The 22175-nt window shown below is 68.8% G+C and carries 17 protein-coding genes and 1 pseudogene; 10 read left to right on the top strand and 8 right to left on the bottom strand.

Annotation, left to right across the window (positions count from 1 at the left end):
* Positions 1-32 precede the first annotated feature (32 nt).
* Positions 33-1517: an alkaline phosphatase gene (locus G369_RS0113445; protein WP_019654524.1), complete on the bottom strand. Its 1485-nt coding sequence runs from the start codon at positions 1515-1517 to the stop codon at positions 33-35.
* A 259-nt stretch (positions 1518-1776) separates the two neighbouring features.
* Between G369_RS0113445 and queC the strand changes: the two genes are divergently transcribed.
* Positions 1777-2481: a 7-cyano-7-deazaguanine synthase QueC gene (queC, locus tag G369_RS0113440; RefSeq protein ID WP_019654523.1), complete on the top strand. Its 705-nt coding sequence runs from the start codon at positions 1777-1779 to the stop codon at positions 2479-2481.
* Here queC and G369_RS0113435 read toward each other — a convergent pair.
* Together G369_RS0113435 and G369_RS0113430 are read right to left on the bottom strand one after the other, a co-directional pair.
* Positions 2463-4253 carry an ABC transporter ATP-binding protein/permease gene (locus tag G369_RS0113435; RefSeq protein WP_019654522.1) on the bottom strand — a complete coding sequence of 597 codons (1791 nt, stop codon included), beginning with the start codon at positions 4251-4253 and terminating at the stop codon, positions 2463-2465. The two genes, queC and G369_RS0113435, sit on opposite strands and share 19 nt — an antisense overlap.
* Before the next feature lie 144 nt (positions 4254-4397).
* Positions 4398-4958, bottom strand: coding sequence for a phosphonate degradation HD-domain oxygenase (locus G369_RS0113430; RefSeq protein WP_019654521.1), 561 nt, complete (start codon positions 4956-4958; stop codon positions 4398-4400).
* 309 nt (positions 4959-5267) lie between these two features.
* Between G369_RS0113430 and G369_RS0113425 the strand changes: the two genes are divergently transcribed.
* The 6 genes from G369_RS0113425 to G369_RS0113395 all read left to right on the top strand — a co-directional run bounded on the left by G369_RS0113425 (position 5268) and on the right by G369_RS0113395 (position 13161).
* Entirely contained in the window at positions 5268-6302 is a 1035-nt protein-coding gene (locus G369_RS0113425; protein ID WP_019654520.1) for a putative 2-aminoethylphosphonate ABC transporter substrate-binding protein, read from the top strand.
* A 165-nt stretch (positions 6303-6467) separates the two neighbouring features.
* The gene (locus G369_RS0113420) at positions 6468-7541 is read left to right on the top strand and encodes an ABC transporter ATP-binding protein (protein ID WP_019654519.1); all 1074 of its coding nucleotides are present in this window, start codon (positions 6468-6470) and stop codon (positions 7539-7541) included.
* A 312-nt stretch (positions 7542-7853) separates the two neighbouring features.
* Positions 7854-9569 (top strand): putative 2-aminoethylphosphonate ABC transporter permease subunit, encoded by a 1716-nt coding sequence (locus G369_RS0113415; protein ID WP_019654518.1) that lies wholly within the window; start codon positions 7854-7856, stop codon positions 9567-9569.
* 11 nt (positions 9570-9580) lie between these two features.
* Positions 9581-10711 carry a TIGR03364 family FAD-dependent oxidoreductase gene (locus G369_RS0113410; protein WP_019654517.1) on the top strand — a complete coding sequence of 377 codons (1131 nt, stop codon included), beginning with the start codon at positions 9581-9583 and terminating at the stop codon, positions 10709-10711.
* 50 nt (positions 10712-10761) lie between these two features.
* Positions 10762-11595 carry a phosphonoacetaldehyde hydrolase gene (phnX, locus tag G369_RS0113405; protein ID WP_019654516.1) on the top strand — a complete coding sequence of 278 codons (834 nt, stop codon included), beginning with the start codon at positions 10762-10764 and terminating at the stop codon, positions 11593-11595.
* A 297-nt stretch (positions 11596-11892) separates the two neighbouring features.
* Positions 11893-13161, top strand: coding sequence for an MFS transporter (locus G369_RS0113395; RefSeq protein WP_019654514.1), 1269 nt, complete (start codon positions 11893-11895; stop codon positions 13159-13161).
* Here G369_RS0113395 and G369_RS35775 read toward each other — a convergent pair.
* Positions 13109-13937: pseudogene (locus tag G369_RS35775) on the bottom strand (aminotransferase-like domain-containing protein). The gene G369_RS0113395 and the pseudogene G369_RS35775 sit on opposite strands and share 53 nt — an antisense overlap.
* Here G369_RS35775 and G369_RS39410 point away from each other — a divergent pair.
* Genes G369_RS39410 through G369_RS0113365 form a run of 3 tightly spaced genes read left to right on the top strand, consistent with a single transcriptional unit; the run spans position 13900 to position 16263 of the window.
* Positions 13900-14250: a DUF2970 domain-containing protein gene (locus tag G369_RS39410; RefSeq protein ID WP_244164314.1), complete on the top strand. Its 351-nt coding sequence runs from the start codon at positions 13900-13902 to the stop codon at positions 14248-14250. The pseudogene G369_RS35775 and the gene G369_RS39410 sit on opposite strands and share 38 nt — an antisense overlap.
* Complete coding sequence (locus G369_RS0113370) at positions 14247-14966, top strand: c-type cytochrome (protein ID WP_019654512.1); 720 nt, start codon at positions 14247-14249, stop codon at positions 14964-14966. The genes G369_RS39410 and G369_RS0113370 overlap by 4 nt, the downstream gene beginning before the upstream one ends.
* Before the next feature lie 13 nt (positions 14967-14979).
* Positions 14980-16263: a c-type cytochrome gene (locus G369_RS0113365; protein ID WP_019654511.1), complete on the top strand. Its 1284-nt coding sequence runs from the start codon at positions 14980-14982 to the stop codon at positions 16261-16263.
* Between the two features lie 28 nt (positions 16264-16291).
* On the opposite strand, the gene G369_RS0113360 is transcribed toward G369_RS0113365, so the two are convergent.
* The 4 genes from G369_RS0113360 to gspF form a co-directional block, all read right to left on the bottom strand.
* A complete protein-coding gene (locus tag G369_RS0113360) occupies positions 16292-18301 on the bottom strand; it encodes a lipoxygenase family protein (protein WP_019654510.1) in 2010 nt (669 codons plus the stop codon).
* A 171-nt stretch (positions 18302-18472) separates the two neighbouring features.
* Positions 18473-19864: an 8-oxoguanine deaminase gene (locus G369_RS0113355; RefSeq protein ID WP_019654509.1), complete on the bottom strand. Its 1392-nt coding sequence runs from the start codon at positions 19862-19864 to the stop codon at positions 18473-18475.
* 55 nt (positions 19865-19919) lie between these two features.
* Positions 19920-20819: a 5'-nucleotidase gene (locus tag G369_RS0113350; protein ID WP_019654508.1), complete on the bottom strand. Its 900-nt coding sequence runs from the start codon at positions 20817-20819 to the stop codon at positions 19920-19922.
* 106 nt (positions 20820-20925) lie between these two features.
* On the bottom strand, positions 20926-22164 hold the full coding sequence (gene gspF, locus G369_RS0113345) for a type II secretion system inner membrane protein GspF (RefSeq protein WP_019654507.1): 1239 nt from the start codon (positions 22162-22164) through the stop codon (positions 20926-20928).
* Positions 22165-22175 lie beyond the last annotated feature (11 nt).

The following is a 22175-nucleotide window of genomic DNA, read 5'->3' as shown; positions in this document are numbered from 1 at the left end:
GGTGGTGTTCGTCGATGAGCGCTCGCTGCCCTTCACAGGCCGACCGCCTTCTTGATGAGGCCGAACACGTCGGTGTTGGTGATCACGCCGGAGAAGTTGTCGGCACCCAGGCCCTGGGCACCGAGGAAAACGTCGGCGCCGCCGTGTGTTTCGGAGTCGCTGGCCGCATCCATCGGCACCACGGCTTCCTGACGGTAGTCCTTGCTTTCCAGCTCGGCGTCGGAGATCGGGCCTCGCGTGGCGAGGCGGCGCGGGCCGTTGCCGAAGCCGATGATGGTGTAAGGGTTGCCGTCCACGTCCTTGCTGGTCTTGCTGGTGTCGACGTAGTCCTTCACGAGGCCCAGCACGCCGGGCTTGCCCGCCTCTGTCTTGCCGGTGCGCGCGGCGTAGCCGTTGAGCTGCAGCGTGTGGTCGTGGTCGGCAGTGACCACCACCAGCGTGTTCTTCAGGCCAGGGTCGATGGCCTGCATCCTGTCGAGCGCGAGCTTGATGGCGTCGTCGAAGGCGCCCGTGTCCTGCAGCGCGCGGCGTGCGTTGGTGGCGTGCAGCGCGTGGTCGATGCGCCCGCCTTCCACCATCAGGAAGAAGCCCTTCTTGCGCGCGGCCAGCGCGTCGATGGCCTTGCCGGTCATCTCGGCCAGGCTCGGCTCCTTGGTGGCGTCGCGGTCGAGGTCGTACGCCATGTGGCTCTTGGTGAAGAGGCCGGCGATCTTGGTGGCGCCGTCGGCCGGCAGCTTGTCGAACTCGCTCTTGTTCGCGGCGAAGCTGTACTTCGCGGCCTTCAGCTCGGCGATGAGATTGCGCTTGTCGTTGCGCTTGCCGCCGTCTTCCTTGGCGGTGAAGTAGTCGGTGCCGCCGCCGAAGAACACGTCGACCCCGTCGCCCAGCTTGCCGTTGTAGCCGGCGCCGCCCGGCACGAGCGCGGCGGCGATGGTGTTCTCGGCGTCGCGGTGGCACACGTGCGAGTACGTGGCCGCGGGCGTGGCGTGCGTGATGCGGGTGGTGGTGACCACGCCGGTGGCGTAGCCCCTGGCCTTGCTCTGCTCGAGCAGCGTTTCCACCGCCTGGCCGTTGCCCGAGGGGCAGGTGCTGTCGAAGTTGACGTGGTAGGCCTTGCCCGAGCCGTCGGTCGCCTTGGTCTCCGCGCTCATCGAGATGACCTCGTTGTTCATCTTCACGCCGGTCATGTAGGCCGACATCGAAGGAGCGCTGTCGGTGACCTGGGCGTCGTTCGAATAGGTGTGGACGAAGGCCGTCTCGGGCAGCGTGTCCATCGTGAGGTCGCCGTCCTCGCCGACCTTGTAGATGCGCGCGGCGGTCATGGTGGTGATGCCCATGCCGTCGCCCAGGAAGAACAGGACGCTTTTCGGCGCCTGCGCTGCGGGCGGCGGCGTTGTGGTGTTGGTGGGCGGCGGGATGAACGGCAGCACGATGCCGTTGTTGTTGCTGCTGCCGCCACAGGCGGACAGCAGGAGAGAGACGCCCAGCAGTGCTGGGGCGATGAGGCGTTGGGTCATGATTCCCTCGGTTGGTTGTTGGACCGGCGCACCGGGCGTGCGCCATTTCTGGCGATGAAATCTAAAGACGTCAGATGACCCGGCCGTGACGAGTTGAAAGCCGAATGAAAGTTCGCCGATCGCTCGGAAATAAATGCCCGGAATGTCTTCGGCGTTTCATGCGCATCGGCTAGCGGATGCGGTGAATTCCGGCAGCTGCGCCAAGCTGACGGAAAATCGCGTCTTTGGATTGCGGCGGCACGCACCGCCGCCCACGGACATGCCTCTGCACACCACCGCCCTCGTCCTGTTCTCCGGCGGCCAGGACTCGACCACCTGCCTCGCCGATGCGCTCTCGAAGTACCAGCGCGTCGAAACCCTGGGCTTCGACTACGGGCAGCGCCACCGCGTCGAGCTCGACGTGCGCGGCAGCATCCTCGCGAAGATGCGCGAGCGCTTTCCCGACTGGGCGCCTCGCCTGGGTGAAGACCACGTGCTCACGCTCGCCGCGCTGGCGCAGCTGGGTGGTTCGTCGCTCACGGAAGAGGTCGCCTTCGCCATGCAGGCCGACGGACTGCCCAACACCTTCGTGCCGGGGCGCAACCTGCTGTTTCTCACGCTCGCGGGGGCGCTGGCCTACCGGCGCGGGCTGCAGGTGATCGTCACCGGCGTCTGCGAAACCGACTTCTCGGGCTACCCCGACTGCCGCGACGACACCATGAAGGCGATGCAGCTCGCGCTCTCGCTCGGGCTGGAGCGCCGCCTCGTCATCGAGACGCCGCTCATGTGGATCGACAAGGCCGAGACCTGGAGCCTGGCGCACCGCCTGGGCGGCAAGCCGCTGGTCGACCTCATCGTGGAAGAAACCCACACCTGCTACCTCGGCGACCGCGAGCATCGCCACGCCTGGGGCTACGGCTGCGGCGAATGCCCCGCCTGCGATCTGCGCAGGAAGGGCTGGGAGCGCTACGCCGCGGCGGGCTGACCCCCGGAGGTGCTCAGGCGGTAGCGCGCGCCGCCGTCCTTTCCTTCTTCCTGCGGCACGAGCGTCCAGCGCTGGTTGTGGAAGTCGCCCACCGCCGCGCGGTGCGCGATCGACACCATCGCGCCGCCTGCCGCCTTCACCGTGTCGGCAAGGCGCTTGTAGAGCACGCTCTCGGCCTGCGCGTCGAGCGCGCTGGTGACCTCGTCGGCGAAGAGCCACGCCGGTTTCTTCAGCAGCACGCGCGCGATGGCCAGCCGCTGCTGCTCGCCGCCCGAGAGCTTCTGGCTCCAGGCGTCGCTGTCGTCGAGGCGATCCACCAGGTCGGGCAGCAGGGCGTCGTCCAGCGCCTGGCGCAGCTGGTCGTCGCTGAAGTTCGCGGCAGGATTGGGGTAGGTCAGCGCGTCGCGCAGCCTGCCATCGGGCACGTACGGGCGCTGCGGCATGAACGCGACGTTCTCGGGCACCTGCAGCTTGCCCTTCGAGAAGGGCCAGATGCCGGCGAAGGAGCGGAAGAGGGTCGACTTGCCGCTGCCCGACGGGCCCTGGAGCAGCACGCTGTCGCCTGGCTTCACGGAAAGCGCGGCGCCTGCGAGGAGCGGGGTGCCGTTGGGCAGGGCGACGGCGAGGTCGTCGGTGTGCAGGCTCTGCGATGGCGCGCGCTCCAGGGCGTCGCTGCGCGCGGCATGAGCCGCCATGCCGTCGTCGAAGCTGGTCAGGCGGTCGGTGGTGGCGCGCCACTCGGCCACGCTGTTGTAGTTGTCGACGAACCAGCTGAGCGACTCCTGCACCTTGCCGAAGGCGGAACCGATCTGCATCAGGTGACCAAGCTGGAATGCGCCGCCGAAGTACTGCTGAGCCGCCACGATGAACGGAAAGATCACCGCCGCCTGCCCGAAGAACGAGGTGAAGGTGACGAGGTTCTTCTGCTGCTTGATCAGCAGCAGGTAGTTGCGCAGCACGTCACCGAAGCGCAGGTCGAGCTGGCCGCGCTCGACCTTCTCGCCATGGTCCAGCGCGATGGCCTCGCTGTACTCGCGCACCCGCACGAGGTGGTGCCGGAAATCGGCCTCGTAGCGCTGCTGCCTGAAGTTCAGCCCGATCAGCGGACGGCCGATGAAATGCGTGATGACGGTGCCAAAGATGGAATACCCCAGCGCCACCCAGACCATCGCGCCGACGATCTGGTAGGTCGTGCCGCCCGCGGTGAACGAGAAGTTGCCCGACAGCGTCCAGAGCAGCCCGATGAAGCTCAGCAGCGTGACCACTGCGTTCAGCAGGCCCATCGACAGCGTCATCGTGGCGCTGGTGAAGAGCTGCATGTCTTCCTGGATGCGCTGGTCGGGGTTGTCGGGCGCCGCGCCGTTCTTGTTCGTGTAGCGCGCGAGTTCGAGGTGGTAGAAGGTGCGGTCCGCCATCCAGCGCGACATGTAGCTGCGCGTCATCCATGTGCGCCAGCGCAGCTGCAGCAGCTGCGTGATGTAGAACTTGAGCACCTGCACCGCGATGTTGAAGAAGGCGATCCAGCCGAACACCCGAACCTCGCGCCAGAAGGCCACCACGTCCTTGTTCTGCAGCGCGTCGTAGAAGCGCCCGTACCACTGGTTGCCGAGCACGGCCACGTACACATAGAAGAGATTGAGCGCGACGATCGCGACCAGCATGGCCCGCGCCCGCCACTTCTCCTCCGACTTGAAATAAGGCGCCGCAAGCCTGAAAACACGGCGCAGCACCTGGATGAACGAGCCAGCGCGAGCTGTGACTGATGGGGACATTCGGTTTTCCTCGCAGGCGCTCGCGCGCCGGTCATAGTGAGGAGACCATCGTAGACAAATGTTTCTTAAACCGGGCTGAACCCGTCCCGAGCCCGTCCCGAACCCGGATCGAGGCCGGCGCGTGGCCTCGAAAAAATGAGGCGGTCAGCCCAGAAGCACCCGTGCGGCCGTCGCCAGGAAGTGGGCCAGCGGCGGGGTCTGCAGCCCCTCGACCTTCGCTTCCTCGTCCCATTGCCGCAGCCGTACCGCGTCGCCGGACCACGGGTGCGCGGCGAAGCGCTGGGCCGCTTCGGCGTCCATGACGCCGCCCTGGAGCGCGAGGCTGCGCACGGAATCGGGAGACAGCCTGGAGAAATAGTCGGGCCGGACGGCGCAGAGGTAGCGCTTGGCATCCACGTGCAGCCGGATCGGCTCGCGCACCTCGGCGTCGAAGGCGCCGCGCAGCAGGGGCAGGGCGATGTACTGGTGGCGGTCGTCGATGCCCAGCTGGGTGGGAGAGTGCGAAAGCGTCTGGTGCTCGGCGATCAGCAGGTGGCCCAGGTCGTGGAGCAGCGCCGCGGTGACCAGCGAATCGCTCGCGCCGGCCTGCTCTGCGAGCCAGGCGCATTGCAGCGCATGTTCCAGCTGCGACACGGGCTCGCCCGCATACGCGGTTCCGCCGCGTTCGGCGAACAGGCGGGCGATCTCGGCGAGGTCGAGGGTCATGGAAGTGGGGTGCGGCGCGCGACGCGAAAGCAAAGGGCAATAAGTCCGTGAGTCTGTCGCGCCGCGGTGACAGGCCGATGACGAAGCCGCCGCACGGCGGCTCCGGCTCGTCGATCTCCAGCGCAATTTTGGGGATTTGGGGTTTTTTGGGGCATCTGACAAATCACTGTCACATGCCGCTGCCAGCATCGCCCCCATTCGTCGCCCAGTGGAACCTGCGTACTTTCGCTTTCCCGTTCGTGGTTCCGCGCGGCGTCCCTTCTTCCCTTCACCGCCTCGATCCTTTTTCCCTCCCAAGGAACCACCCCAATGCTGCATCGTTCCATCCGCTGGGCCGCCGTGCCGGCCGCTGTGCTCTCGCTGGCCTTCGCCGCCTCGGCCCAGGGCCGTACCGAACTGCTGGTCTACACCGCGCTCGAGGCCGACCAGGTCCAGGCCTACAAGGCCGCCTTCGAAAAAGAGAACCCGGGCATCGAACTGAAGTTCGTGCGCGACTCCACCGGCATCGTCACCGCCAAGCTGCTGGCCGAGAAGGCCAACCCGCAGGCCGACGTGGTCTGGGGCCTGGCCGCCACCTCGCTGATGCTGCTCGACAAGGAAGGCATGCTCCAGCCCTACGCGCCCAAGGGCCTGGACGCCGTCAAGTCCAACATGCGCGATCCGGCCAACCCGCCCAAGTGGGTCGGCATGGACGTTTGGTCCTCGGCCATCTGCTTCAACACCGCCGAAGCCCAGAAGAAGAACCTGCCCAAGCCCGCCGGCTGGGCCGACCTGACCAACCCGGTCTACAAGGGCCAGATCACAATGCCCAACCCGGCTGCCTCGGGCACGGGCTACCTGATGGTGTCGGGCTGGATCCAGATGATGGGTGAAGAAAAGGCGTGGAAGTACATGGACGCGCTGCACCAGAACATCGGCATCTACAGCCAGTCGGGCAGCAAGCCCTGCCGCCAGGCCGGCGCCGGCGAATTCGCACTGGGCATGTCCTTCGAATACCGCGCCAACAAGACCAAGCGCGACGGCGCCCCCATCGACATCGTGCTGCCCAAGGAAGGCCTGGGCTGGGACATGGAAGCCACCGGCATCATGAAGACCAGCAAGAAGCAGGAAGCCGCCAAGGCGCTGGCCGACTGGGCCGTGACCAGGCAGGCCAACGAGCTCTACGCCAAGAACTTCGCCGTGCTCGCGTTGCCGGGCGTCCAGGAGAAGCTCGAATTCGTGCCGGGCGACGTCGAGAAGCTGCTGGCCAAGAACGACTTCAACTGGGCCGCCGCCAACCGCGAGCGCATCCTGACGGAGTGGTCCAAGCGCTACGAATCGAAGTCGGAAAAGAAGCCGATGTAAGAGAAATGCGGGCCGCCGGACGCCGACTCGCGAAGGTTGCGTGAAGGACGCGAGAACGATGCGAACGACATCCGTCATGGATTTCTTTCGCGACCTTTGCGGAGTCTTTGCGCCCCTCGCGTACGGCAGTCCGGCCCCGCATCCGACCCAGCCCTGAGCCTTGAAATGACCAGCTTCCTGTCCCTGCGCGGCATCCAGAAATCCTTCGGCACCACCCGCGTGCTCGAAGGCATCGACCTCGACATCGAACCCGGCGAGTTCGTGTGCCTGCTCGGCCCCTCGGGCTGCGGCAAGACGACGCTGCTGCGCATCGTCTGCGGCATCGAGCGTGCCGACAGCGGCCAGATACTGCTCGGCGGCCAGGACATCGCGGGCCTGCCGCCCGCGGCGCGCGGCTTCGGCGTGGTGTTCCAGTCGTACGCGCTGTTTCCCAATCTCACTGCCGCGCAGAACATCGCCTACGGCCTGCACCCCACGGGCGCGCTGGCCCGCGAGATGGCCAAACGCTCGCGCGAGATGCTCGACCTCGTCGGGCTCGCCGCGCATGCCGACAAGTACCCGGTGCAGCTCTCGGGCGGCCAGCAGCAGCGCGTGGCACTGGCGCGCGCGCTCGCGCCCAACCCGCGCCTGCTGCTGCTCGACGAGCCGCTCTCCGCGCTCGACGCGCAGGTGCGCGCCAGCTTGCGCAGCGAGATCCGCGCGCTGCAGAAGCGCCTGGGCATCGTCACCATCATGGTCACGCACGACCAGGAGGAAGCCCTCTCGATGGCAGACCGCGTGGTGCTCATGCACGACGGCCGCATCGAGCAGGCCGGCACGCCCGACGAGCTCTATCGGCAGCCGCGCACCCGCTTCGTGGCCGGCTTCGTCGGCCGCATGAACATGCTGCCCGCTACCGTGCTGGCCGATGGCAAGGTGCGTGTGCGCGACAGCGAGCTGTTCTGCGCACCTGGCAACCTGAGCGTCGGCGCGCAGGCCACCGTGGGCATCCGGCCCGAGCATGTGGTGGTGAAGCGCTACGGCACCGAGCTCGGCGCCAACAGCTTCGCGGCGCGGCTGCTCGACACCGAGTTCTTCGGCAACCGCACCTCCGCCCGCCTGGCCTGCGAGCCGCTGGGCATCGAGATCGAAGCCGAGCTGCCCGCCGACGCGCGCGGCGGTGGCGACGAGCCGCTGGTGCCCAGCAGCATGGTGCATATCCAGCTGCCGTTGAATGCGCTGTCTGTGCTGGCGCGTTGAGATGAGCGCCTGTCGTTTGGACTCTTGTGTTGTGTTCGACATTCGCCGTTCAGAGCGCGCTCACGCCGACGGGGTACCTTGCTCCGCGAGTGTCCCCCGGCTTTCGGCCTCATCCTTCATTTCGCTGCGCAAGGCACCCCATCGGCGTGATCACTCAGAGCACCGGTTCATCAGCCCGCTCAGGCGCTGCGTCCACGTGCAAAGGGTGTCGGGTGCTCCCCGCAGCGAAATAAAGGAGGAGGGCCGCAGGCCCGGGGGACATTCGCGGAGGGGAGTACCCGGCGGCCTGGGCACGCGCCCCGGACACCAAGCATGAGCAGTTCCCCAGACGCCATCGCCATGGTGCCTCCGATAACGACGCACAAAAGCGCGTTCGACCGCGAACGCTGGATCACCGGCGCCGCCGTCCTGCTGGTCGTGCTGCTGCTGGTCGTGATCGTCGCGCTGCCCGTAGGCGCGCTGGTCGGCCAGAGTTTCTTCGACCGCGAAGGAGCCTTCGTCGGCCTTGCCAATTTCGCGCGCTACTTCGAGAACCCGGCGCTGGTGCAGTCGGCATTCAACAGCGTGGGGCTCGCGGCGATCAGCGCGGTGATCTGCACCGCCATCGCTTATGTCTATGCCTACGGACTCACGCTGTCGTGCATGCCGGCCAAGGGCGTGCTGCGCGCGGTGGCGCTGATGCCGCTGCTCGCGCCTTCGCTGCTGCCCGCGATCAGCCTGGTCTACCTGTTCGGCAACCAGGGCCTGTTCAAGGGGCTGCTGGGCGACGTGTCGATCTACGGCCCGCTGGGGATCGTGCTCGGCTCGGTGTTCTGGACGCTGCCGCATGCGCTGCTGATCCTCACCACCGCCATGGCCACCTCCGACGGCCGGCTCTACGAGGCCGCGCAGACGCTGGGCGCCTCCCGCTGGCGCATCTTCCGCACGGTGACGGTGCCTTCGTCGCGCTACGGCCTCATCGTGGCCGCGATGGTGGTGTTCGTGCTGGTGGTCACCGACTTCGGCGTGCCGAAGGTGGTTGGCGGGCAGACCGGCGTGCTCGCCACCGACATCTACAAGCAGGTGGTCGGCCAGCAGAACTTCCAGATGGGCGCGGTGGTCGGCCTGGTGCTGCTGATCCCGGCCGTGCTGTCCTTCCTCGTCGAGCGCCATGTGCGCAGCAGGCAGGCGGCGGCGCTGTCGGCGCGCGCCACGCCGTATCGGCCCGAGCCCGTGAAGTCGCGCGACCGCGCATTGCTGGCGTTCTGCGTGCTCACGGCCGGCGCCATCCTCGTGATGATCGGCATGGCGGTGTTCGCATCGCTCGCCACCTACTGGCCCTACAACCTCGTGCCGTCGTTCAGGAACTACGACTTCAGCAACATGGACGGCGGCGGCTGGGGCAGCTACTTCAACTCGCTGCGCATGGCCGTGTGCGCGGCGGTGGCGGGCGCGCTCGCCACCTTCGTCTCTGCCTACTTCGTCGAGAAGCCCCGTCACTTCGGCCTGCTGCGTGAGCTGCTCAACCTGCTGGCCAACCTGCCGCTGGCGGTGCCGGGGCTGGTGCTGGGCGTGGGCTACATCTTCTTCTTCATCTCGCCTTCGAACCCGCTGCGCGGCATCTACGGCAGCATGGCCATCCTCGTGGTTTGCACGGTGGTGCACTTCTTCTCGGTGGCACACCTCACCTCGCTCACCGCGCTGCGCCAGCTCGACCGGGAGTACGAGCTGGTGTCGGAATCGATGGGCGTGCCGTTCTGGCGCACGCTGTGGCGCGTGCACCTGCCGGTGGCGCTGCCCACCGTGATCAACGTGGGCGGCTATTTCTTCGTGAACGCGATGACCACCGTGTCGGCCGTCGTGTTCCTCTATTCGCCGCAGACCACGCTCGCGGCCATCGCCGTGCTCAACATGGACGATGCCGGCGATGTGGCGCCCGCCGCCGCCATGGCCTCGCTGATCATGCTCACCGCCGCCGTCGGCCGGGGCCTGTTCGCGCTGGCGGGGCATTGGGCACTCAAGCGCACCCAGACCTGGAGACATCGTTGACAAGCGCCCCCTTGCAAGCAAGCAATCCGAACAGTTTCGACCTCATCGTGGTCGGCGCCGGCATCGTCGGCCTGGCCCATGCCTACACCGCCGTGCAGCGCGGCCTCAAGGTCTGCGTGATCGAGCGCGATACGGCCGCCATCGGCGCGTCGATCCGCAATTTCGGCTTCATCACCATCACCGGTCAGGCGCCGGGCGACATGTGGCGTCGTGCGATGCATGCGCGCGGCGTGTGGAACGAGATCGCGCCGCAGGCCGGCATCGAGGTCGTGCACCGCAACCTCTGGCTTGCGGCCTATCGCCCGGAAGCGCACGACGTGCTCGAGGCCTTCATGCGCACGCCGATGGGCAAGGGCTGCGAATTGCTCGACGCCGCCGACGCACAGGCCAGGGCGCCTGCGCTGAGCCTGGCCGACGCGCGGTCGGTGCTCTTCAGCCCGCACGAGCTGCGCGTCGAATCGCGCACCGCCATCGGCCTGCTCACGAAATGGCTGGCCGAGGCGCACGGTGTGAGCTTCCGCTTCGGCGAGACCGTGCACGAGGTGGAAACGCCGCGCGTGCGCACCTCGCGCGGCACGCTGCACGCCGAGCGCGTGGTGGTCTGCACCAACACCGACCTGCACGGCCTTTTTGCCGATCGCATCGCCGCGCACGAGCTCACGCTGTGCCGCCTGCAGATGCTGCGCGTGAAGCCCGAGGCGGGCTTCCGCCTGCCGGGCTCGGTGATGATGGACCTGAGCCTCGTGCGCTACGAGGGCTACAGCACGCTGCCCGAAGCCGCTGCGCTGCGCGCGCGCCTGCAGCAGGAAGAGGCCGCCTCGCTCGCACACGGCATCCACCTGATCGTGGTGCAGAGCGCCGACGGCTCGCTGGTCGTGGGCGATTCGCACCACTACGCCGACGCGCCCGAACCCTTCGCGATGGAGGAGGTCGACCAGCTCATCCTGCGCCACCTGCGCAGCACGCTGAACCTCGAATCCGCGCAGATCGCCGAGCGCTGGACCGGCGTGTACCCTTCGTCGAAGACAACGCCCTGCGTGATCGACGCGCCCGACGACGCGACGCGGCTGGTGCTGGTCACCAGCGGCAGCGGCGCGAGCACCGGTTTCGGCATCGCGCGCGACGTCTTCAATGCATGGTGACCTCCAGGCCGCCGCAACCTTTTCAGCCCGTCACTCACACCTCCGCCGCCATGAACGCCCACAACCATTCGCAACTCAAGGCCGTCGTCTTCGACTGGGCCGGCACCATCCTCGACTTCGGCTCCTGCGCACCCATGGGCGCCTTCGTGAAGCTGTTCGAGCAGTTCGGCATCGACATCACCATCGCCGAGGCGCGCGGTCCGATGGGCATGGCCAAGTGGGACCACATCAAGGCGCTGGGCACGCTGCCGCGCATCGCCGCGCAGTGGGAAGCGAAGCACGGCCACGCCTTCAGCGACGCCGACGTCGACCGGCTCTACGAGGTGTTCACGCCGATGAACGCGGCCAGCGCGCGCGACCATGCCGACTTCATTCCCGGTGCGCTCGAAGCGGTGAAGGCGGCGCGCGAGCGGGGCCTGAAGATCGGCTCTACCACAGGCTACAACCGGCCGATCATGGAAGTGGTCGTGCCCATCGCTGCGGCCGGCGGCTATTCGCCCGACAACCTCGTGTGCGCCGGCGACCTCGCCGAAGGCCGTCCGTCGCCGCTCATGATGTACCGCTGCTTCTCCGATCTCGGCGTGTGGCCGCCGCACACCGTGGTGAAGGTCGACGACACGGGCGTCGGCCTGCAGGAAGGCCTCAACGCCGGCACCTGGGCCGTGGGCCTCGCGGTCAGCGGCAATGCCAACGGCCTCACGCTGGCCGAGTGGCAGGCGCTCGACGAGGCGCAGCAGCAGGAGCGCCGCGCACGCGCCACCGTCGAGCTCGAGGCCGCAGGCGCGCACTACGTGATCGACAGCGTGGCCGACCTGCCGCGGGTGCTCGAAGACATCGAGCGCCGCCTGCAGGCCGGCGAACGGCCCGCTCCCACAGCCGCCTGAGTCGCGAGGAAAGCGGCAGCGTCCGACTTGACGCAACGCCGCGCAGGCCTAGCATGGCCTGCATGCGAAGCACAGCCTTTGTCCTTCTCTTCTGCCTCGGCCTGCTGGCGGCCGCGTGCGACGACAAGCCGACGAAGCCGGGCATGCCGGTGCCCAAGGCTTCGGCGAATCTGGTCGCACCAGTGTCGTCCTCGCACTGAACCGATGCGCTGCTGGAGGTGGCCGGCAGGGCCGCCGGGTTCTCCGCGCGTCTCGCGTTCTCGCACCGCGGGGTATCCTCGCCGCGGAGATAAAAAAATGAAAACGAGCGAGACAACCATCCACCAGCCCGACTCACGCTATGCCATGGTCCGCCTGGGCCTCACGCTGCTGATCATGACGGTGGGCAGCAGCGGCATGTACGTGGTGTCGGTGATGCTGCCGGCAGTGGAAACCGAGTTCGGCATCGCGCGCGCCGACGCATCGCTGCCCTACACGCTGCTGATGCTGGGCTTCGGCTTCGGCGGCGTGCTGATGGGCAAGCTGGCCGACCGCATCGGCGTGATGAAGCCGCTGCTGATGGGTGCGGTCTTCCTGGGTGCGGGCTACATCGCCACGGGCTTGTCGGGCGGCATCGTCGGCTTCACCGTCGCGCAGGCGCTGCTGGTCGGGCTGCTCGGAAGCTCGGTGGCCTTCGCGCCGCTGGTGGCCGACACCTCGCTGTGGTTCGTCAAGCGGCGCGGCATCGCGGTGGCGGTGTGCGCCAGCGGCAACTACCTGGCGGGCGCGGTGTGGCCGCCGATCGCGCAGCACTTCGTGGAGACCGTCGGCTGGCGCCAGACCTACATCGGCATGGGCATCTTCTGCGGCGTGACGATGGCACTGCTGGCGATGTTCTTCCGCGCACGGCCGCCGGCACTGGCCGTTGCGCCGCCGGCCGGCACGGCAGCGGGTGCGGCGGCGGCGCGCGACATGACACGCCCCTTCGGCCTGAGCATCGGCACCGCGCAGGGCCTGCTGTGCGTGGCCGGCGTTGCCTGCTGCGTGGCCATGGCGATGCCGCAGGTGCACATCGTGGCCTACTGCGGTGACCTGGGCTACGGCCCGGCGCAGGGCGCGATCATGCTGTCGCTGATGCTGGGCTTCGGCATCGTGAGCCGGCTGGTGTCGGGCGCCATCTGCGACCGCATCGGCGGGCTGCGCACGCTGCTGCTGGGCGGCGTGCTGCAGTGCGTGGCGCTGCTCCTGTTCCTGCCCTTCGACGGGCTGGTGCCGCTTTACGTGATCTCGGCGCTCTTCGGCCTCTTCCAGGGCGGCATCGTGCCTTCCTACGCGATCATCGTGCGCGAGCACTTTCCGCCGAAGGAGGCAGGCGCCCGCGTGGGAACGGTGCTGATGTTCACGCTCTTCGGCATGGCACTGGGCGGATGGATGTCGGGCAAGGTGTTCGACCTCACGGGCAGCTACCACGCGGCCTTCATCAACGGCATCGCCTGGAACCTGCTGAACGTGAGCATCGCAAGCTTCCTGCTGTTCAGGACGCTTCGGCGATCAGGCGGCCGAGTGTTCGCATTGCCTGCTCGCTGACCTCGTTCCACGGATGGCCGTAGTTGAGCAGCAGGCAGTTGCCGAAGGCGCGCGTGGCCGAGAAGATCGGGCCCGGCGCGACGCTGATGCCGAGTTCCAGGGCCTTGCGGTGGATCTCCAGCGCGTTCGCACCCGCCGGTAATTCGACCCAGAGGAAGTAGCCGCCCAGCGGCCGCGTCGCGCGCGTGCCCTGCGGAAAGTAGTGCCCCACGGCCTGCGCGAAGGTGGCCTGCTGCATCGCCAGTGTCTGCCGCGCGACCTTTCGTGCGAAGCGGCCGGCCGAGGTCCAGCCGTCTCGTCGGCCGGCACCTGCATGCCGTCTGCCAGGTATCGCAGCGCGATCTGCCGCCGCAGCGCCGCGCTGCCGGGCGTGAGGTCGTCCACCGTGCTCCACGGGTCGAGCGACCTGGCGCTGGCGGCCATGAACTGTCCCAGCCGCGCCAGCGGAAACAGCAGCGGGCTCGGAAAGGCCGAGCCGAAGGGCACCACCCTGCGCGACATGCTGGCTTCGAGGATGTCGAACACCTGGTCGCTCACGTCGAGCGACCTGGGCCGCCCGCGGGACGCGAGGTGAGGGTGGATTCGGGCGGCGCGTCTCGCAGGCCGCCGCCGGTCACGTAGTAGCCCGATCGGTCGCGCGCCCGCACCAGGCCGCGCGCCTCGAACACGGTCGATGCGCTGACGCCGCGGCTCTGGCCGGTGTGGCGCACCGAGGGCAGGCGGTCGCCGGTCTTCAGGGTGTCGTTGCGGATCGAGGCCTCGATGTCGGCGGCCAGGGCTTCGCACCTTTTCCATCAGCTTCTTTGCTGGATTCGTTCTTCGGGGCACTTCATCTGCACCGGTCAATTGGAGCGGATCTGCATCTGTTTTTTCTGGCCGGACTGGGCCACACTCGGCCTCATGTCGAATCTCTTGCGCGCGCTGCGCGCCGTTCTCTGGAGTTTCATCGGGCTGGGCGGCCGCCGCGCCGACGCCGAAAGGCGCACCTCGCAGGTCGGCATCCTGCCGCTCGTCGGCGTGGCGCTGGTCATGGTGCTGCTGCTGATCGCAGGTCTCGTCACGCTGGCGCATCTCGCCGCCGGCACATGAGGCACGCGCTCAGGCTCATCGCGCTCGGGCTGCTGCTCGTCTTGCAGGGCATGGCTGGCGCCGCCACGCCCGCCCCTCCAGCGACAGTGCCCGACACCATCGAGCAGCGCGTGGCTGCATGCATCGCCTGCCACGGCCGCGAGGGCGCGACCACCAACGCCGGCTACTTTCCGCGCCTGGCGGGCAAGCCGGCCGGCTACCTGTTCAACCAGCTGGTGAGCTTCCGCGATGGCCGGCGCTTCAACACCGACATGGCCTACATGGTGCAGCACCTGTCGGATGCCTACCTGCGCGAGATGGCCGAATACTTCGCCGGACTGCAGCTGCCTTATCCGCCCGCCTCTCCGGTCAGCGATGCGACGCCCGAGCAGCTGCAGCGCGGCAGCCAGCTCGTGCGCGAAGGCGATGCGGCGCGCGGCATTCCGGCCTGCGTGCAATGCCACGGGGCGGCGCTCACGGGCGTGCAGCCCGCCATCCCCGGGCTGCTGGGGCTGCCGCGGCTCTACGTGTCGTCGCAGCTCGGCGCGTGGCTCACCAACGAGCGCCATGCGATGGCGCCCGACTGCATGGCCGACATCGGCCGTCGCATGAGCACTGCCGACATCAACGCCGTCGCGAGCTGGCTCGCCGTGCAGCCGATGCCCGCCGACACCAGGCCCGCAGCCGCGCTGCCCGCTCCGCTGCCGGTGAAATGCGGCGGCATGCCCGCGAAGTGAGGGAGCAGAGCCCATGAAACTGCGACACCTCGGCTGGCTGCTGCTTGCGCTCATCGTGCTCTGCGCCGCGGCCGCCGGCGCCATCGTGGCGATGAACCTGCGCGGCGAAGACCCGCTGCCCGCGCAGGCGGAAGCCTTCCAGTCCACGCCGCAGCTCGTCGAGCGCGGGCGCTACCTCGCGCTGGCCGGCAACTGCGCGGGCTGCCACACCACGCGCGGCGGCGAGCCCTATGCGGGCGGGATGCCGATCGAGACACCCTTCGGCACCGTCTATTCGAGCAACCTCACGCCCGACGACAAGGCCGGCATCGGCAGCTGGAGCAGCGCGCACTTCTGGCGCGCGATGCACAACGGGCGCAGCAAGGACGGCCGCCTGCTGTACCCCGCGTTTCCGTACCCCAGCTTCACGCAGGTGACGCGCGAGGACTCGGACGCCATCTACGCCTACCTGCGCAGCGTGCCGCCCTCGGCGTTGCCCAACCGCGAGCACCGGCTGCGCTTTCCCTACGACACGCAGGCCGCGCTGGCCGTGTGGCGCGCGCTCTCGTTCAAGCCGGAACCCTTCGTGGCCGATGCGGGCAAGCCTGCCGAATGGAACCGCGGCGCCTACCTCGTCAACGGGCTGGGCCATTGCATCGCCTGCCACGGCAGCCGCAATTCGCTCGGCGCGACCGAGGCGAAGCTGGGGCTCTCGGGCGGCCTGATCGCCGTCGAGAACTGGTACGCGCCCTCGCTCACCGATCCGCACGAAGCGGGCGTGGCCGACTGGCCCGCGGCCGAGGTGGTGTCGCTGCTGAAGAACGGCGTGGCACCGCGGGGCTCGGTGATGGGGCCGATGGCCGACGTGGTGTTCCGCAGCACGCAGTACCTGAGCGACGCCGACCTCACGGCGATGGCGAGCTATCTCAAGGACCTGCCCGACGCGCCCAGGGCCGAAGCTCCGGCCGCGGCAAAGGCCCCGATCCGCCGCGACGCCGGCACCATGGCGCGCGGCGCGAAGATCTACGACCAGCGCTGCGCCTACTGCCACGGCGACCAGGGCCAGGGCGCGGCGGGCGCATACCCGCCGCTGGCGGGCAACCGCGCGGTGAACATGGCGCGGCCCACCAACCTGATCCAGGTGATCGCGCACGGGGGCTTCCTGCCGTCGACCTCGGGCAACCCGCGCCCCTACGGCATGCCGCCGTTCGGCCAGACGCTGGACGCGGCCGAGGTCGCGGCCGTGCTCACCTACGTGCGCGGCTCCTGGGGCAACGACAGCCCGCCGGTCACGCAGCTCGACACGATGCGCCGCTGAGCGATCGAAAGAACGAGCGAACGATCGCTCAGATGTTCGTGCTGGACGGAATGCGGCTCGGCAGCAGGTATTCGTAGGGCCGCGCGCGCGTGGCGTTGCGCTGGCGGATGGTCGCCTCGATGCCTGCGAGCGCACTGCGGAAGCGCTCCAGCGGCCCGCCCTGGCCCGCGATGGCCGGGTCCAGCAGCACAGGCAGGTGCGGGAACACGTTGTCCCTGTACTCGCCCAGCGGCCGGTAGTACACGCCGCCGAGGATGTGGAACAGCAGGATCTGCTCCTGTGCCGCAAGCCGCGAAGGCAGCATCTGCGACCAGCTCGCCTCGCTCTGGCCAGCGCTGCCCGCCGGCGCCGGGATGCCTTCGGCGCCTGCGCTGAAAGGCGCATAGGTCATCACCGCGTACTGCGGGAAGTTCACCGCCGCATGCTGCGCGCTGGCGTTGAAGATGATGGCGGTGAGCACGTCGACGAGCTGCGCGCGCGTGGTGATGGCCCGGAAGCCGTGCACCTTGCCGCTGGTGGCCAGCTCGGCGGCCCAGGCCTTGAGCTCGTAGTCGCCGGTCACGTCGGCGTCGCTCAGGTAGTAGGTGGCCACGTAGTCGCCCACCCATTGCGCGATCGCGTTCCACACCAGCAGGGCGTCGTCGCGGTAGGGGTAGTCGGGCAGCGCCGCTGTGTCGTCCACGCCGCGCGTGCGCAGGTCGTTGGGCAGCATCATGCGGTCGTAGAAGTCGTAGGCCAGCCGATCGCGTCCGCACTGCTGCTGCAGCGTCTCGATGGGCGCGGCGAGGATCACGTCGCCGGTGGTCAGCGGCGCCATGATGATCAGCGTGGCTGCCTCGTTGATGAACATCGCGCCTTCGAGATGCGGCGACAGCAGCCGGCTCAGCGGATGCGCGGTCGCCAACTGGCGCTGCGTGGCCATCGCGAAGGCTTCCGACATCAGGTGCGTGCGGCCCAGGTGCACGAACATCTCGTGGTAGTTGAAGTCGGCCACCTGCACCGCGGTCTTGGCCGACTGCCAGGCCCAGTAGGCCTCGGCGTTGGCCGTGTCGTCCACGCGCAGGAAGATCGGGTTCGCGGCCGGGTCCTGACCGCACTGGATGGCGACCGGCACCAGCGAGCGGCCGGCCTTCGGCCGCGCGAACAGCGCGATGGGCGCCTGGATGTAGCCCGTGCCCGTGAGCGGCTTGACTTGCGCCCCGGCCGGCGCCATGTCGCCCAGGCCTTCGTAGTCGAGGATGTAGAGCCGTCCCGACGAGGCCGCGTCGGCGAGGCTGTCGCCCGAGCCCATCACCTGCCGGTACTGCGCGTCGCCCAGCGGGAACTTGGCCGGCAGGGTGGTCGCGCGCTGGATCAGCATCGGGTTGGGCCCGGCCACGCGCATGGCAGCGAACAGGTCGTTGTCGTGCAGCAGCTGCGCGATGGCCGGCTTCTCGATGGTGACGAAGAGCGCGTCGTACTGCGCCACCGTCTTCGGTCCGTTCAACGCGCCCAGCGGGCCCTGCGAGAGCAGGTCGTGGTGGATCTGCTTGAGCTGCGTGGCGATGTCGCCCGCCGTGCCCGTGAGCGTTTCGAGCGTGCTCAAGACTGCGGCGGGCAGTGTCGCCAGTCCGCCGTTGGCGGCCAGCAGCTGGTCGAAGCTGGCCTGCAGGCTGGCGAGCCGCGTGCGCAGGTTGTCGAGCGACTGCAGGCTGCTGGACGCCAGCGCGCTGGTCGCGAACGAAGCCGCGAAGTTGGTGACGGCCTCCAGTGCCTTCGCGGTGGTCTTCAGCTGGTGCTCCAGCGCCGGCAGTTCCGTGGCGGGCACCACCGCGCCCATCGGCACGCCGGCCAGGTTGATGTGCGATTCGGTCCAGACATAGGTTGCCTGCCGCCCGACCAGTTCGAGCCGCCGCAGCGTGGCGCTGATCGGGTCGATCTTCTGCGGCAGCGTGGGCCTGGGCACCGGCAGTGCGGCCGAGGCGGTGGAAGCCTTGCCCGCCAGCAGGCCCAGGCCGCCCGCCGAGGCGGACCATTTGAGGATGTCTCTGCGCTTCATCGGGAGTTCCCTGTTGTTGTGTATCTCGGGAAGGCCGACGGAAGGCTCGGCCACCGAATCGAACGGTCGTTCGATTCGGTGGGCGGATTCTGCGGAGGGGCTCGGGCGTTGGCAATCAGGGTTGCTGCCTACTTCGAGGCGCGTCCCCTGCAACGCCTGGTCAGCGCGTCGTCAGGCGGTATGCGGGTGGCGTGCGGCGTCGTACAGCGTGCGCGCCAGTTCGCGATGCCTCGCCAGCAGCGGTGCCAGCTCGAGCCCGGTGAATGCGCCGCCGCGGATGCGCACCACGCCGCCGATCACGCTCAGCGACACCGAGGCCGGCGTGCAGAACACGAGCGCCGCCACCGGGTCGTGCCCCGCGCCGGCGTGCGCGACGCCGCGCATGTCGAATGCCACGATGTCGGCCGACATGCCGGGCGCGATCGCACCGATGTCGTCGCGGCCCAGCACCTGCGCGCCGCCGAGCGTGGCGATCTCGAGCGCCTCGCGCGCCGTCATCGCCGCCGGGCCATAGCCCACGCGCTGCAGCAGCAGCGCCTGCCGCGCCTCGCCCAGCATGTGCGCGCCATCGTTCGACGCGCTGCCGTCCACGCCCAGCCCCACCGGCACGCCTGCGCGGCGCATCGCACCGATGGGCGCGATGCCCGAGGCCAGCCGCATGTTGGAGCACGGGCAGTGCGCCACGCCCGTGCCGGTGCGGCCGAAGAGCGCGATGCCGGCCTCGTCGAGCTTCACGCAGTGCGCATGCCACACGTCGCGGCCGACCCAGCCCAGGTCTTCGGCGTACTCGGCCGGCGTCATGCCGAACTTCTCGCGCGAGTAGGCGACGTCGTTGTCGTTCTCGGCCAGGTGCGTGTGCAGCGAGACACCGCGCTCGCGCGCCAGTTCGGCCGACAGGCGCATCAGGTCGCGCGACACCGAGAAAGGCGAGCAGGGCGCGAGCACGATGCGGCGCATCGAATGCCGCGAGGCGTCGTGCCAGCGGCCGATGAGCCGCTCGCTGTCGCGCAGGATCGCTTCCTCGGTCTCGACCACTTCGTCGGGCGGCAGGCCGCCGGCGCTGCGGCCCACGCTCATGCTGCCGCGCGCCGCGTGGAAGCGCATGCCCATCGCGTCGGCCGCCTCGATCGAATCGTCGAGCCGCGAGCCGTTGGGAAAGAGGTAGAGATGGTCGCTGGTGGTGGTGCAGCCCGAGAGCATCAGCTCGGCCATCGCGGTCTGCGTCGACACGCGGATCATCTCGGGCGTGAGGCGGGCCCACAGCAGGTACAGGTTGGTGAGCCAGCCGAAGAGCTCGGCGTCCTGCGCCTCGGGCACCGCGCGCGTGAGGCTCTGGTACATGTGGTGGTGCGTGTTGACCAGGCCCGGCATCACCACGTGGCCGCGCATGTCGATGGCCTCGGCCTTGCCGTCGCGCAGGGCTTCGAGGCATGCGATCGGCAACTCGGCCGTGGGGCCGGCCCAGGCGATCGCGGGGCCGTCGAACACCACGGCGCCATCGGCGATCTCGCGCCGGGTGGCGTCCATGGTGACGAGGATGTCAGCGTGTCGGAGGATCAGCATGGCGGCATTCTTGCCGCGGCCCGGGTCGCGGGCAAGCGCAAGGCGATGCCGCCGTTCAGGACTCGTTGCTGATCCCGCTGCTCACATGCCCCGCCGGCACGTGCCGCGAGGCTGCATCCACGTGCCCCGTCTGGTCGTCGAAGAAGAAGTCGGGCTCGAACTCGCGCAGGAACTCGCCCTTGGGCAGGCCGCCGAGGAACATGGCCTCGTCGACGCGGATGTTCCACTTCATCAGCGTGCGGATCGCGCGCTCGTGCGCCGGGGCGCTGCGCGCGGTGACCAGCGCGGTGCGGATGCGCATCTGCGCGTTGCCGGCCATCTGCAGGCGGTGCAGGGCGGCCAGCAGCGGTTTGAACGGGCCTTCGGGCAGGGGGAGGTCGGCCTTGCTGAGTTCGTGGGCCTGGAAGGCGTCGAGGCCCTGGGCCTGGAACACGCGCTCGGCCTCGTCGGAGAACAGCACGGCGTCGCCGTCGAAGGCGATGCGCACTTCGTTCGGCCATGCGTCGCTGGCCTTCACCGACTCGACCAGCACGCGCGCCGCCGGAAAGCCGGCGTTGAGCGCCTCGCGCACGTCCTGCGCGTTGACCGAGAGGAACAGGTGTGCGCGCAGCGGGCGCAGGTAGCCGAAGGGCGGTCGGCCCTGGGTGAACACGCCGCGCTGCAGCTTGATGTCTGCCGCGGCGCTCGACCTGAAGATGCGCATGCCCGAGACCGGGTCGTTGCGCGAGAGGATCACCACCTCCACGCGCTGCACGCCGTCGTCGTTGAAGCGCAGCAGCTTGCGGATCAGCGAGTAGGCGATGCCGGGCGCGGCCGGCACGTCGATGCGGTCGAGCTGCAGCTTCATGTAGCCCTCGTTGTCGCCCGCCTCGAAGACCTTGTTCTCTTCCTCGAGGTTGAACAGGGCGCGCGAGGAGATCGCGACCACGAGCTTGTCTTCCAGCGTTATCGGCATGGCGCTTCCTTGCGGCTGTGTCTTCTTCGAGCAGGTGCGCCGAGCGCGGCAGCCCCCTGCAAGCGGGTTGGAGGCCGCACGAAGTGGGCAAGCCTGGGGGTCTGCCTCATTTCACGAACTGGTTGAGCTGGATGATGGGCAGCATCACCGCGAGCACGATCAGCATCACCACGCCGCCCATCGCCACGATCAGCAGCGGCTCCAGGATGGTGGCCAGGTGCATCGCGCGGCGCTGCACTTCGGCGCCGAGCTGGTTGGCGGCGCGCTGCAGCATCAGCGGCAGGGTGCCGGTCTGCTCGCCGAGGCGGGCGAACATCGACACCAGGCCCGGAAAGCGCTTCTTCTGCGCCAGCGCCGATGCCAGCGGCGCGCCTTCGCGCACCAGCACCAGCGCGTCGAGCGCATCGGCGCGCATCGCACGGTTGCCCAGCGTTTCGGAGGCGGCCTGCAGCGCGCGCAGGATCGGCACGCCGGCGGTGGCCAGCATGGCGAGCGTGCTCGCGAAGCGCGCCGCGTTGTAGCCGCGCGAGAGCTTGCCCACCAGCGGCAGCCTGAGCCAGGCCGCATCGAACTTCAGGCGCAGCGCCTCCTGCGCCAGCGCGAGCCGTGCGCCGATGGTCACGAGCACCACGCCGGCCAGCATCCACCAGCCGTAGTTGCGAACGCCGGCGCTCAGCGACAGCATCACCGTGGTGAGGAAAGGCAGCGAGCGCTTCGTGCCCGCGAACACCTGCGCCACCTGCGGCACCACGTAGCTCACGAGGAAGATCACGATCACGATCGCCACCAGCGTGACGATGGCCGGGTACAGCGCCGCACCGATCAGCTTCTGCTGCAGCGCCTGGCGCTCTTCGAGGTCGTCGGCGAGGCGGTCGAGCACGAGGCCCAGGTTGCCGCTCTGCTCGCCGGCGCCGATCACGGCCGTGTAGATGGGGGAGAACTCGCGCGGATGCGCCGACAGCGCACGGGCGAAGGGGGAGCCTGCATTGACCTCGGCGCGCAGCGAGGCGACGAGGTTGCGCTGCTGGTCCGATTCGGCTTCATCGGTCAGCGCAGTGAGCGCGCGTTCCAGCGGCAGGCCCGAGGAGACGAGACCCGCGAGCTGCCGCGTCCACACCGCGAGCCCGGTCGAATTGAACACGCGCTTGCCGCCGCCGAGCCAGCGGCCGATACCGCTGCGCTGGCTGGAACCACCGGCATGCTCGCTGCCCACCGGCTTGACCGACAGCGGTATGAGCGACTGCGCCCGCAGCAGGCTGCGCGCGCTGCGGGCGGTGTCGGCCTCCAGCACGCCTTCGCGCGACTGGCCGCTGGCGTCGATGGCTTCGAATGCGTAGGCGGGCATCTCTTCTCTTC

Origin of the sequence: Variovorax atrisoli 110B (genome assembly GCF_000382045.1) — a bacterium.
GTDB classification, from domain to species: Bacteria; Pseudomonadota; Gammaproteobacteria; order Burkholderiales; family Burkholderiaceae_C; genus Variovorax; species Variovorax atrisoli.
Note: the sequence above shows the minus strand (reverse complement) of the source record. Positions and strands in the feature narration are given on the sequence as shown.

What these genes read in the sequence shown, in the direction of transcription:
- phnX (WP_019654516.1), top strand. Translation starts at nt 10,762, where the DNA reads ATGAACGCCCACAACCATTCGCAACTCAAGGCCGTCGTCTTCGACTGG.
- G369_RS0113395 (WP_019654514.1), top strand. Translation starts at nt 11,893, where the DNA reads ATGAAAACGAGCGAGACAACCATCCACCAGCCCGACTCACGCTATGCC.
- G369_RS0113425 (WP_019654520.1), top strand. Translation starts at nt 5,268, where the DNA reads ATGCTGCATCGTTCCATCCGCTGGGCCGCCGTGCCGGCCGCTGTGCTC.
- G369_RS0113445 (WP_019654524.1), bottom strand. Translation starts at nt 1,517, where the DNA reads ATGACCCAACGCCTCATCGCCCCAGCACTGCTGGGCGTCTCTCTCCTG.
- G369_RS0113430 (WP_019654521.1), bottom strand. Translation starts at nt 4,958, where the DNA reads ATGACCCTCGACCTCGCCGAGATCGCCCGCCTGTTCGCCGAACGCGGC.
- gspF (WP_019654507.1), bottom strand. Translation starts at nt 22,164, where the DNA reads ATGCCCGCCTACGCATTCGAAGCCATCGACGCCAGCGGCCAGTCGCGC.
- queC (WP_019654523.1), top strand. Translation starts at nt 1,777, where the DNA reads ATGCCTCTGCACACCACCGCCCTCGTCCTGTTCTCCGGCGGCCAGGAC.
- G369_RS0113415 (WP_019654518.1), top strand. Translation starts at nt 7,854, where the DNA reads ATGAGCAGTTCCCCAGACGCCATCGCCATGGTGCCTCCGATAACGACG.
- G369_RS0113350 (WP_019654508.1), bottom strand. Translation starts at nt 20,819, where the DNA reads ATGCCGATAACGCTGGAAGACAAGCTCGTGGTCGCGATCTCCTCGCGC.
- G369_RS0113365 (WP_019654511.1), top strand. Translation starts at nt 14,980, where the DNA reads ATGAAACTGCGACACCTCGGCTGGCTGCTGCTTGCGCTCATCGTGCTC.
- G369_RS0113370 (WP_019654512.1), top strand. Translation starts at nt 14,247, where the DNA reads ATGAGGCACGCGCTCAGGCTCATCGCGCTCGGGCTGCTGCTCGTCTTG.
- G369_RS0113360 (WP_019654510.1), bottom strand. Translation starts at nt 18,301, where the DNA reads ATGAAGCGCAGAGACATCCTCAAATGGTCCGCCTCGGCGGGCGGCCTG.
- G369_RS0113435 (WP_019654522.1), bottom strand. Translation starts at nt 4,253, where the DNA reads ATGTCCCCATCAGTCACAGCTCGCGCTGGCTCGTTCATCCAGGTGCTG.
- G369_RS0113355 (WP_019654509.1), bottom strand. Translation starts at nt 19,864, where the DNA reads ATGCTGATCCTCCGACACGCTGACATCCTCGTCACCATGGACGCCACC.
- G369_RS0113420 (WP_019654519.1), top strand. Translation starts at nt 6,468, where the DNA reads ATGACCAGCTTCCTGTCCCTGCGCGGCATCCAGAAATCCTTCGGCACC.